Origin of the sequence: Pseudoflavitalea rhizosphaerae (genome assembly GCF_003991355.1) — a bacterium.
In the GTDB taxonomy this organism is placed as follows: Bacteria; Bacteroidota; Bacteroidia; order Chitinophagales; family Chitinophagaceae; genus Pseudobacter; species Pseudobacter rhizosphaerae.
Map to the genome: position 1 here is coordinate 36,163 of NZ_RCSU01000016.1, position 13,467 is coordinate 49,629.

At 41.3% G+C, this 13,467-nt stretch carries 5 protein-coding genes and 1 pseudogene; all 6 read right to left on the bottom strand.

From position 1 onward, the window contains the following. Positions 1–119: 119 nt before the first annotated feature. The 6 genes and pseudogenes from D9Y29_RS22675 to D9Y29_RS22700 all read right to left on the bottom strand — a co-directional run bounded on the left by D9Y29_RS22675 (position 120) and on the right by D9Y29_RS22700 (position 13,466). Entirely contained in the window at positions 120–1,277 is a 1,158-nt protein-coding gene (locus D9Y29_RS22675) for a hypothetical protein (protein ID WP_127132524.1), read from the bottom strand. A 362-nt stretch (positions 1,278–1,639) separates the two neighbouring features. Further along, complete coding sequence (locus D9Y29_RS22680) at positions 1,640–2,092, bottom strand: SUKH-3 domain-containing protein (protein WP_164735519.1); 453 nt, start codon at positions 2,090–2,092, stop codon at positions 1,640–1,642. Then, positions 2,076–3,092 (bottom strand): annotated as a pseudogene (locus tag D9Y29_RS22685) (RHS repeat domain-containing protein); the annotation flags it as partial. The pseudogene D9Y29_RS22685 and the gene D9Y29_RS22680, both read right to left, overlap by 17 nt. Before the next feature lie 146 nt (positions 3,093–3,238). Continuing rightward, a complete protein-coding gene (locus D9Y29_RS22690; protein ID WP_127132527.1) occupies positions 3,239–3,733 on the bottom strand; it encodes a DUF6896 domain-containing protein in 495 nt (164 codons plus the stop codon). After that, positions 3,723–12,734, bottom strand: coding sequence for an RHS repeat-associated core domain-containing protein (locus D9Y29_RS22695; protein WP_127132528.1), 9,012 nt, complete (start codon positions 12,732–12,734; stop codon positions 3,723–3,725). The genes D9Y29_RS22690 and D9Y29_RS22695 overlap by 11 nt, the downstream gene beginning before the upstream one ends. 6 nt (positions 12,735–12,740) lie before the next feature. Then, positions 12,741–13,466, bottom strand: coding sequence for a hypothetical protein (locus D9Y29_RS22700; RefSeq protein ID WP_127132529.1), 726 nt, complete (start codon positions 13,464–13,466; stop codon positions 12,741–12,743). Between the last annotated feature and the right edge of the window lies 1 nt (position 13,467).

A 13,467-nucleotide genomic window follows, 5' to 3' on the forward strand; every position in this document is an offset into this window, starting at 1 on the left:
TTCATGGTTCGGCGTTATAAAAGCGGGCTGGTAGTATTGCAATTTAGGGGTAAGAGGAACAGAAAACAAATTTATTGAGGGTGGTGGCAGCGGTATTTTAGAGAAATAAATATATGTACTTAGTGAGGGGCGATTCCGGGATTCTTAAGGGCCTGCACAGCTTTGTAACCAGCTGCATTAATGATAGCAAAACATATCATCATTACAATCACATTCATAAACTCGAACCTGGGATAATAGGCATTGGCCATTAATATGGCCGGCCCCACAGCGCTCATCGTAATCAGAAAATAGAATATTTTTTCGGCCGGACGATACAGGTATCTAAACATCAGGAAGAACAGAATAACTGAATAAGGTAAGAATATTGCTCCTATAAATGATACTTCTATCCTGCCACCAGAAATATCGATACCGAAATAATGAACGATATTATTGATAAGCAGATTTATATTATAGCCGCTTATTTGCTTATCCGGAGTATAATTGTAGAAAGGATAATCAAGGAGGTCCACAAAGAACTTCCACTCTCCTGCATAATACAGGTTATGGTACAGAGGTAACAAAAGCACGAGGAAAAAAGTAATGAACAGTAAAATTCTTTCCTTGCTATTGACCAGGATGTAGAGCAAAAGCAACAGGGCTGTTATTACTAAATTCTGCCTAAAAAAGGGTATCAATCCCAGCAGGAAAACCGCAGCCAGTTCATTCCTGCGTACTACAAGAAAGTAGCTGCATCCCATGAAAAGACATGCAGTCAACCACTCAGGCATTCCCATCAGCAAGTTCTTAATAGCAAACGGGGTAATCAATACAACCAGCACAAGTATTGCCTTTTTGAATTTTCCTGTAATTGTCAGTTCATGAATAACCCTTAGGAAGCAATAAATACCAATTATCAGAAGTGTAATATTGAAAAAGGATACTATCCTGTATAGGTCGCGAAAAACGAGTAGTTCCAGGAAAATAAAGTAACGATAACCAGGCTGTGTCACCAGACCTCTGCCTAGCTTGTCATAAAAGAGTTGGTCCCCACCCCAGAGTGTGTTGTTGTCAAACATATTCTTTGCATAGAGGTAATACCTCGCAAAGTCATTTGCTGGCGTAGGCTGAAATGTCTGAAGGAAAACCGGCAGGAAGGGAGTTATCTGAATGAAGTACAGGAGCAGGGTTTTGATAAGAAGTTTCCTGTTTAATGAGTATTTATAGCCTGTATATGTCAGATAGACAACAGCAATGAATGGAGGGATAAAAACACCAATGAGACTTTTCCCCATTTCATAAGGGAAGCTATCCAGGTATTTGAAGGTCAGGATGGAGAAAACAAATCCAGAGAGACCGCAAAGCAGGAATACCTGGAAATCTTCTTTGGTAACGAATCCTTTTCGCAGAAAACCAGGTGTTTTATTATATAGAGTTTGAATAAGGTTCATTGGAAGTTTACATGTCGTCGATTGGGGAATGGTCGATGATCGCTACAGGCTGCAAAAGTAATTTCTACCCTATTTTATTCGGGTACCTGATGGAGAGAAAATTCGTTTACGCGATTCTCAGAGCCTTCAGATTACTTTTGAGACACCCTCTTTGTTATTTAGAATATGATAAGTTGGCCACTATCTACTTAACCACTCTACCTAAATTATTCAATAAACTTCGGCGTCCTACCAGAAACTAGAGCAAGAACAGCACCTAGCCCGGAACTGCTGATTTCACAAAGGCTGTCATCAAATCCTCCATATACACTTCCATCTGAAGCCATCATTAACACCAAGTGACTGGAATACGCTGTTCCAATTGGGCATAAATCCTTTCCTATTCGCGGAACATAATCACCCTTAATTCTTTCTGGAACTTCTAACAAAATGGCTTTTTCAAAAGAAATAATAATATCACTCTTCCCAATTGCATTTCCCTCATTTTCAAAGAAAATCTCAATATTATTAAATTCTTCCAGAAATTTAACCACTACTTGCATTGGTGTGTACCCCTCCGCCTCAATTGCTCTTATAATTTTGTCTCTATCCAGAGTACGACCTTCCTGCCATCCAGCGGATTTTAGTATTGCTAATATTTTATCATCCCTTTTTTCCATGTTGTTTTCCTCCTGATTTTTCACTTTTAGGTGTTTTCATCTCTTTTGTTGTGATTTTGCAATTTGCACACCTTTCTACATCTTTTACAGTCTTTGTTTTTTTCTCAATTACAACTGTATGCATTTTTAAGTTCTTTATATCTGCCTTTACTTTCAAAGCCTTGTCTAAAGCCGCACATTCTGAGCAATTTTGTACAGGGTATGCCTTTATAGGAGGATCTTTAGGCAACAGCCTTTTCAGGCTTTCTCCTACATCATCCATGGATCTAAGCTCCCCACTTATTCCTTCATATACCCTACCCGTTTTTTCATCAACAATTACAGTAGCAGTTCTCGGCATTTTATTATTCGAGGTTGATGCTATTATTCGCTCTGCATATTCTACTACTAATTTTTCTGCACTTGGAGAAGTCTTCAGTACTTCTGCAGCTGCGAATTTCAGAGATCTCCCAGCGACTGCAAATGCTTCACCGGGAATAAGGTTTAGGGTAACATCTGCACTTGTTTCTACATTAAAAGCTATAATTTCTCCACTACCTTGAATTACTTTAGCCTGCCCTTCTTTATGATTAATATCATCCAATCGTTGTTGAACTACACCTGGCACTTCTTCCCGATGATAATTGTTTCGACCAGTTTCTACATTTGCTTGTTGAACTGCTCCTCGCATTGCAGTTCTAGCTCCCGTTGGGTCTCCATACTTCCAACTCATTTTAGTTTTCCAGAAAAACCACGAAGTAGGATCCCATGGCAAGAGTGGTTCCAAACCATCTCGATCCATTGCTATAACTGGCATGTTACCAGCAAACTGATATGGAGTTAAATCTGGATACTCTACTGTCAACGGATCAACACTCAAAAACCTCCCCAACCTCGGATCATAAATCCTCATCCCATAATCCTGCTGCAACCCTTCTCCACCCTTCACCTCATTATCATTCTCCTTTCCATTAAACCCAAACCGATAAGCCCCTTCTCCTGCACTCCTCATCGGCCAGCCAAACGAATAATAATCCGTTCCGCCATATCAGGCTCAAATCTGGATTGTCAAAGAACTCATGAATGAATCTGCCATCCTGTATTATGAAAAGGATTGACCGTTAAACCGATCCCTTTGTGTATCATTAACAGAGATAAGTTTTAAGTTCAAACCTTATCATTATTATCATCAGTAAATGGTATGCCAATTTTATAGGACTCAATCCATTCTTCATTAACATGAAATCTAACTTGATCACTTTGAGTCCGAACAAAAACGCCCTTTGCCTCAAGCTTTTCAAATAGAGGATCAATTTTATAGACTATTTGATATTTCTCATAATCAATAATGAAAGTTTTCAAAAAACCATTAAAACCACCCGGAGTAATAATTATTTGATTAACACAAGTAGGATCTATGCCAAAATAAAGCTCATGATTATTAAAAAAAATTGTACAACCACTACCATGAAATCGATACTTAAATTCCATGCCATCAATATATAGGCTCCCGATTTTGGGGAACATTTTACCTGCTAGATTATAAGGAATATCACTTAAAGAATAACTTACAGCTAATTGATTGTTAAACTTTTTTATTATCTGAACACATTCAAATAAAATTTGCTCAAAATCAATTTCTTTTTGATTTCTATTTGTCATTTTCTAAAGTTGTATTAAAAACATCTTTTACAATATCAGCAACTTTATCTTTGTATTTTCTGGCTGCTTCCTCTAATGGCAACACTGTTACTTTAACATCCTTTCCCATTTCACTAAGAGCTTTTAATCTATTATGCCCATCCAATATAAATGTTTTGCCATTATGCATTACAGCCTCAATTGGATCTTTTAAAAGCCAAGCTAATTCTTGCCCGCCTCTTTTAATCGTTTCTTTCATTTTATCTACTTGGAACAATGCTCCGGGCTCAGTAGTTATAAATTTCTTTATTTGCCCAGCAGAAAAAGATTCAATTTTTGATACGGCTGCTGCATTTGCCCCACCAAGCGCTCCACTTTCATCAAGTGCAGACAAAACTTTGCGTCCTACTTCAGCAATTGCAGGAACCCTAGCTATTGATGCTAATGTAGCATTTGCAACCGCCGTATTTGCTAATGCACTAAATGCTGCACTTTCGATAGCTGCAAGACCTGCACCAGCAGCACTTATCCCACCATATGCAACAAATGGTGCAGCCATTGCCGCTGCAAATCCAGTTGCCATTCCTCTTGTCAACTGAGCTGTTTGTTCAAGGAAAATTTTGTCCTGCGTCTTGAACTCAACCCATTGTCCATTTCCTGCCATTCTCACACTTTGGTCTGCTCCGAGATTATGCTTCCAATAATAATCCCTACCATCATTTCCACTATGGACAAACCAGTTTTGCTTCGACCATTTGTCGTAGTAAGCTTCTACACTTATATATCCAAGTTTAGGATCATTAATTTCTCTTGAAAATCTAGGCTTACCATCATTTACTCTAAATGCAACGGGAATCCAATTACTTCGGTAATCTAATGGCTCACCACCATCTTTATCCAAGTTCTGTATTGGGTTATTCCCTGCAAAATGGTATGGAGACAAATCTGCGTATTCTTTACTTAATGGGTCAAAACTGAGGAACCTCCCCACCCTACTATCATACACCCTCATCCCATAATCCTGCTGCAACCCTTCTCCTCCCTTCACCTCATTATCATTCTCTTTCCCATTAAACCCAAAACGGTACGCCCCTTCTCCTGCCACCCTCATCGGTGATCCAAACGCATAATAATCCATGCCACTGATCATCTCAGGCTCAAAGTAATCTATCAAAGTCCCATTGGAAGATACACCAAATTTCTTATCGGTGATCGTCGTGAGCACATTCCCCAGGTGGTTCGTCAACTCATACTGCCGTCTGCCGCGCTCAAACAATCCGTTTGAATAATAAGCTGCAGCGTTCCATGGACCACCATCAACGTTTTGCGATTTCCTCTCGACCCCTAACCGGCTGCTTCCATACATATATCTTTCGATCTGGTCAAGCGATAAAGCCCCAAGATTCACAGCAGTGCCTTCGGATTTATACACACTCATCACATTCCCCTGCGCATCTCGAACATACCATGTATAAACCTTCTTGCTAGTTCCCTCTTCTACAACTTTACTAATCCTGTTCCCGGATGCATCATAGGTATATCTGATCCTGGTGGTGGCGCTCCTGGCTGTTGGATATTTATTTATTTCCTGGATCTTCCCATACACATTCCATTTGATATCGTAAATACCCTCTGAAGAATCCCTTTTCAGATTACCGATAGCATCGTATTCATAGTTATTAGTATAAACCTGGTTATCGATATCCACTATAGGGTCCCAGGACTGGCTACCCCAATTGTTCGCAGGTACAGAATCAGCAACATGTTTGAGTTGATTTGTTCCGGGATAATACGAGTAGTTCAAAACATCCATCACAGGAACTGCCCCTTTGTTGTTCCTGCGAAGTGAAAGGATATTTCCATTAGCATCATAAGAGAACCGCTCTTTGAATCCTGGTAAGCTATTCAGCATCGGGTAGCTGTTGGATACCATATTGAAACCGGTATCTGTATCCAAAGAAACGATCCTGTTCAACTGATCATACTTATAGTTGAAGAACAGGTTCGGCCCATTTTCATAAGTCCCCCTGTCTTCAAACCTGCGGATAGCTGTTGCCATGCTGCTGATATTTCCATTGTACAGTGGTCTGTACCTGGTTCCTAGCATTGCTGAATATCCTGGAAAAGGATTTACGTTCACACTTGAAGGCTGATAATCACCAGTGAAATAGTTCAGGTTAAAACCATAAGCATCACGAGCGGTATACTTATTGATGGAATTTATTTTACCGTCTCCACCCATATCATGTTCACGGGTTGCACCGGTACTATTCACTCCTTTCAACCACCCCTGTAACGTATAAGCATAATCTATACCCTGAACAGATTGATCACCTAATACTGTCCTTGCCAACGGACCATGCAAATAATATTCATAGCGGGCATCTTTTTGCCATACAAATCCATCGATACTGGTTTCCACCAGGGTCAGGCGATTTTCAGCATCATACTTATACCTGTGATAGAACTGGTCGGCCCATCCTCTCTGATAAGCCACACTGTTCACTTTTCCACTTATCAGATCGTAATCATATTCCATCAGTTTAAAACGGTTGCCATTCGTGTTCATCACATTCGGTACAAATCCGCTCAAACCATAATCCTGCAACAGTTTATCTACGTTACCATGAATATCATAAGTATAGAAAGTAGCGCTGTTGTAAAGTGATTGATTGGCTCCATCCGAATAAAATGTAGCACTCACCCTGTTCCGCAGATTCTTTTGAATGATCTCTCCAAAATCTTCACCACCTGTGCCCTCATATGGTATATCATATAGTGTGCTGGTGATCTGAGACCGGCGGCTCATCAATGTAAGATGCCATAGGTCTAACATGCTTTCATCCCTGACCATTTCCCTGGTAATAGTTTCTTGATCCTGAGGATTCTTCACCTCCCCTACCGATGTTATTCTGCCGAGTTTGTCATAACGTGTATAACTGTACGACCAATCTTCGTAGCCAGGTGTTACATCATTTCTTTGTTTCGCATTTTGAGATAGCGCCAACCTGCCAAGCCTGTCGTAATAAAACTCACTTCTGCCGCCATCAGGTGATTTTTGCTCCACCACCTGGTTCAGTGTATTATAGCGGTAATCAGTAGGCAGTTTATGTACTGGTGTCAATAATGTCTTGTTCTTCCTGGCAAGTTTCACGGAATCACTCCAGCTGGCAGCCCATGCGAACTTGCTGATATCCACTCCTGCCGGAGGAACTGTTTTCACGAGGTTTCCGGCGAGATCATAATAATATAATGTATAATGATACTCATTCACATTATGCTCTACTGTGAACTGCTCTGTATTTTTCACTTCCAGGCATTTTGCCAGATAACGATCATCAAAGCTGCTTACTACTGAATCTTTATAGAAATCATGCAATATGGTAGCAGCGGAAAAGGCAAACATGGTTGAATCATCGCAGGGAGTACGTTGAACAGGTGTCAGTTCCTGAAATGAAGGCTCATTGCGTCCACAAAGACGCAGGTCACTGTCACAAATATCGAGCAATACATTGTTTTGTGCATAGACCTGGGCTATTTGACTGTAAGAGAGATTGGTCTTTTGAATCCTGTTGTAGTACGCTACAAAATCCTGGTCACAGGGTTTTCTCATACAATGCACGGAATCTGGCACTCTTTTAAAGTTTTTGGGATCATCAAAATCCTCCTGGTAAAAAACACTATCGCGGGCATCATAATATTTCACCCAGTCAATTGCCAAGGGCATAACCTTATTGAAAGAACCACCGCCCACGTTCCATCCGTGCAAGGTCTTAAAATTGGCTTGCGGGCTAAATGTGAATGTCCTTCTAAGTACTCCGTTCAAATAAAATCTGACAAGTTGATTCTCAAATTCCCATTTGACAGTGGTCCATTCACTCATGTTGAGGTTCAGAAATTCTGCTACATCGGACGCACCTCCAAGGCTTACTGGGGGATCATTAACAGGTCCAGCCAAATAATCTATCCAACAGTAGTTTAGAGAATTGTTCATTTCTATGTATAGCTTTTCAACATAATCCCCTCCACGGAAATAAATATGGTAAGAAAATCCAGCAGCCTCCTGCAACTTCATCTTCATTTCCATTGCGAATTTATCCCCAAGACAAATGGAATCTTTATATATACTATAGCCAACTCCCCTGGCCAGCGGTGGTGTATTCAAGGTATCTGGAACCTGCAGAACACCATTCCTTACCAGATCACGTGTGGCATATGGAACTGGCGAAGCTCTCCACCAATTAGTCATATTTCCATCCACATCCCTCTTAATGCCATAATTATAATAATCGTTCTTAAACTCGCTTTGTATATCTATCAATTTATTGACAGCCGAATCTCCACAAGGCGCCAATAGTGTACAGCCTCTGCTCTGGTACAGGCTATCAATTTGATAATAGCTTAGCGTAGTAGCCATTTGTTTATTGAAATGCTTTGCGAATCCCGACATGCATTTCTCTTCGCATCTGAAAGCAAGAGGCGCATTTGTATTCGACTGAATATGATCTTCAAATTCTTCTACATATCTTAATACATTATTTCCATCGTAAATTTTAAAATACTCTACATAACCATTATTAGCTTTCCCTTCGAATCCAACACTAATTCCAAGCAATTTTCTCACGGAAGAATCAAGATAACGTTCTCCTACCAGGACATTATTATAGTAAAGCCTCCAGTAGTTGTCTGCCGAGTGTGTTATCTTAATGACTTTCCAATCAGTAAAATCAGGGATCACCTGAGCAACCTGTCCTGAAGTATCACCTGCAGCTACATAAGCTATTCTTCCTGAATTAGCCCGAACAAATGCGGAATCTGCATTGGTCGGGTTTTTCTTCAGCATATAAAATATTGGCGCGAGCTGCTGCAAATGCCCATCCTGATTGAAGCTTATATTAAGATCAACAATGCTATTAAAGGTGTCCCTGGCCGGGCGCCTGATCCTGGTTTCAATTGTGAACTCATTTCCTAAACACAAAGTATCCAGCTTGCCATAGCGACGGCCCCATCCTGAAGTATTAACATGTACATCTGGAATATGTGCCCAACTTCTATAGTAAACTTCCCGCAATTTGTAGGGAGTATTAGTGTCTGGATACCCGACAAAATGCGTAGAATCATAATCAGTAATAAAATTGTAATCCCTCCTGATCTTCGCCAGGCTCTCACAGGATTTTCCCGCCGCGACACATTCGTTGATAAACTCCAGGTATTCAAGCGTTGATTTATTGAAACCAAGTCCATCGTTCATGTACTTCATGAACAACTTGTTATTGGATTGCTCTGTTTCGCTGGTATCAGAAATAGAAGGAACAACACCCGGAAACTCGAGTTTGAATTTTTCAAAATTCGTAAGCACAGCATCGCAATCAACACAAACATCGGTTACTCCGCATTGCAATACCGGCGGTAATTTTATAGGTGCTGTGAAGAAGCTACAGATGAGCTGTCCATTACAGGATCTCTTTAACGTATCCAGAGCACCTTCCGATATAGTCGTTTTTTGGGTGCGATAAAGATACTGTGAGAAATTCTCGCCATTATTCCCCCTGGATTCATAACTCTGGTAAAGTGAATTAATAGTAGCGCATTCACAGGAATCAGGTTTGCTATAAATTTCCTTCTCTCCTATTACCGGCTGTTTACCATAAGGCTTCGGAGAGTTTATCAGGTATACATTACAGTTACTATTGTAATTTGCTCCCAACACATCCTTCATTACCTGCTCAAAGCTCCTGTCCAGATTAGTACTGGATGGCTTCACTGTGGAAGCGCCAAATACATGTTGCGGATCGCCTCCTTCCTTACATACCTGGATCATCCTGGAGATGATCTCATCTCTCTGGGTTGGGGTCAGGTTACAGGGCTTGAGATCCTCGATCCATTGCACTGAGAGCGCCCGGCAGTTAGAATCGATCTGCGCATTGAACATTATTTCCGCTTCTTCCTTCGAACCTGGGTATTCCACAACAGTTCCTATCGGAGGAGTAAGATTGAAATGAACGATATATTTGGAACCTACAGGAGGAATATTTCCTCCTGCCTGACTTACGATCACTTGTATCATTTCCCGCCTCGCCTGCAGATAGAATTCACGGAAATATCGCCATGCAAAATCCAGTTCTCCGGAACAATCAGGCCCGAGATTGAACGCCTGGTTGATGGGACTGAAAGCGTGTAAGCAGGCTGTATCCTCTTCTTTGCAATGGGCCATCACAGTAGCAAGGGACCAAACATTGAGTTTAAGTGATTCCGGACCGGCCTTCCAATCCAGTTTAGCCTTGAATGCATTTTTGTACAATGGTGCAATAGAAGTAAAGATCGGATCAGCGAAAGCAGTATTATGCGCAAAGGTGGCGGAAGCAGGCAGTCCTGAAAAATTTGAAGGATTTAAGTACCCTTTAGCAAGCGCTTCCTGCCAGGTATTGGTGTTCTGGAACTTCTCTTCCCAGCCATTGCTGAGCCTGTCAATATACTCATACATAAGAAGCTTTGCATATTCAGGATGCAGCTGCAGGAGTGTTTCCGTCCAGGTTGGCTTTAAGTTGTTCACAAAATCAACTTTCGACAATCCATTTGCCGCATCGGTAACTCCTTTTTCATCTTTGTAGATCAGTGAAGCTTCCTGATATCTATATGGCGCTCCGATGTTATCCTGGTAAAAGATCGAATACTGATCAACATCCTCAGGTCGAGCATATTGACCGAATGGCGGCGTTACGTCAACCAACATCGCTTCCCGCACACGTACACTGTTGTTTAACCGGTCACCAAGCGCCGCGCATGCACGCAACTCTCTTTGATACGCAGCTCTTGCAGATGCTTCGTACACGGGTTGCTCTGCAACGGGAATCCCAAGCGCACTGTAATAATTATTGAAATATGCCGTTGAATCCTGCAACCTTACCCTGCAACTCACAGAATCCGGTTCACAGATCATGGAAGACAATGCAGCTCTCTGCTCTTCCAAAAAAGTTTCTTTTGTTTTGCAGGTATTTCGACTTAGAAACACTGACCGGTAATAATCCATTGCCGACTTATTAAGGGTCAGCTTTTTTGTAACCAGGTAATTACCTTCCTTCAGATTGATGGTTTCTTCAAATGCAGGAAACGCCTCGATAGCATTACAATTGGTTTCGAGACTTACATTATCCCTTCGGAAAACAATGGGCTCACTACCACACTCATCGGTTATTGTAATTTCCAGATCATACCGGCAATCATAACAAACCGGAAGACTCTGGCAATCCAGAATAGTTAAACTATCAGGTATCAATGAATATCTGAAAGTGTACAACTGCTCTTTGGGAACAAGCAGACTCCGGCTGGATTCTATGGTAGTCCCTTTGACTATATTATTGTTTTCATCCAATAATTTTTTTACCACCCGTACCTCTTGATTGGAAGCCAGCTTTTCCATATTATCGGGAGCATCGCCTGCGAGCGCGGTAGCAATGGTACGGCCTAACATATCTACATACGAAACACTATACTGCCCATTCGCATCCCTGACCATATTCTTAAAATAATGGGAGCTATTTCCTACTTCAGTTCCAAACAAAGCATCCAGTTCTTCCTGATCCGCTGATCCGTAGTAATACCTGGTTGCATGTTGCCCGATCTGGAATACATCACCCACACCTGATTGCAGGCTCACCCGGTTTGTATTGTCCGGCAAATATCGAACTTCCGTGAACGGATATCCTTTTGCTTTGGGGATGAACTGGTTCATCCCTGCATTGATGAGCGGATTTGAACCAGAATAATATTGCGCCGCACCGCTAGCACTGTCGAATGGAGGCGCACCCATTTCACAGTTATCGGTTAAAGAGAATTCTTTATCATATAACTCTTTCTCATATTCTGCACTATTGATAGAAGCATTGAACCTTGGCGTGAACCTGATCATGCTGTCAAGCGAAGGACTGGGAAGCACCTGAATAACGGGTCTGCCCTGGAAATCGTAAAAGCTTTCTGCTATGATGGTTCTGTTGGTAGTATTGTCTTTGGTTACGGTTTGCCTGCTTCTCAGCGAACCATCGAAATATTGTACAACAGATTTTCTTTTTCCTTCTTCTGCAAAGCTTGTACTTGCCTGCCAATTGAAATCTCTGTCATGCCCATCAAACGCAAATTGCCCAAGACCATTGGCATAATCAGAGCTCCAGTTTGCTTCGATGCGCTGTCCGCTGGGTTTTACCTGAACTGCTCTTACTCTGAAGAATAAAATCCCCTTCATATCGTACAACATCGGGACACGATATTGATTCGGTGTGATACTTACCCTGGTTGCATTCCTTAAGAAAATAGCATTGGCATTATAAGTAGTTGGATTTAACTTGTAATCGGCCAGGGATGAATCATCAATATAGGTCCATTCAAGATCATATTCATCTGCCGCCCTGTCTTTACCCCAGTTTATTGTCAATTCACCGGTAGTGCTCAGCTCACCACTATTGAAACTTATGGTCTGAATGGCATTGGCCGTACAAGAAAAGATATATTCCCGGTTTACGAAGATCTCATTCTCCAAAATCAGAACATCTTCAATAGCCGCAAGATTGGTGCCGGCATCCGGAGTAACTTTCTTGATCTCTACTTTGGCTTCATAGCCACCGGTGAATGTCTGAATGGCCCGGTAGTTATAAGTACTGTTCTTATTATAATCCACCCGCAGATAAAGAATACCTGTGGAATCCAACACTGTATTGGAACCAGATTGTTTTCTGTAATACACTTTGATCTCAAGTGTAACCCCAAACACATCCGGCAGCTTTTTCATGGAAGCTTCATCGATCCTGAAAGTGATCAGGTTCCGGACCGAATGGGTTGTCTGTAAGGGTTTGAGGGCAGGATCGAAATACACTGTGTCTGCCACTACTGAAAATGAATCTTTTCTTATCTGATTACCCTTCAACTGCGGTGCACCATAATTTTCATCGATGGCAAAAACAGCATTCAGATAGCCGCCGGTTAGGATAAGCAGAACAATGAGAACTGTTCTGAGCATAAAAGGTTTCATGCAGTATTATTTACTCCGTTCAGAAATATGCAAAAAATAATTGCTGTAAGTTTCGGTCAGCATGGGTTTTCCGTCAACTCGTTTGAAATAAGGCTCATTGGAGAAGACGGACTCATCAAAAGCTGTTGTCTGGTAGTTTTTAAAATCACAGATATATTCATCATCCTCACGCTGTCCGGAACTGTTGACTTTTTTCATGGTATACCGGATCTGTTTAGGGAGGAATTCAACCGGGTCGTATACCACTATATATTTTTCCCAGGGTGATTCAGGTTTGAATTCCATCACCAGTTTTCGCAACGAACCACTATCTACCGCATACATTCTTTGAATATGTCGTTCCCAGAAAATTCCATTGTCAAAATTGAAAAACATGATTGCACTCAGCACGTTCTTCCTTTCTGTAATGGCAACTACTTTTGACACAGTATCCACTGTGAACCTGTGCGAATAGTTCTGTACCAGTTTACCGTATGTCCTTTGTATCGAATACTGGCCATTGTGTATCTGATAGTGTCTGGTTTCTGTTTCAAAAGCCTGAGAATTTATCCCCGATGAAATTTCAACATCGAACCGTAGCCATGGAAAAAAAGAGGGCATTGAACGAAAGACCATTACATCTTTATCAGCAGGCAATGTATCCCTGATGAGAGCTACGTCTTTCCCCGATGCATACAGCATATTGCTCAGCAGCAATAAGGCCAATATAGAAATAATGAATTGTTTCTTCATA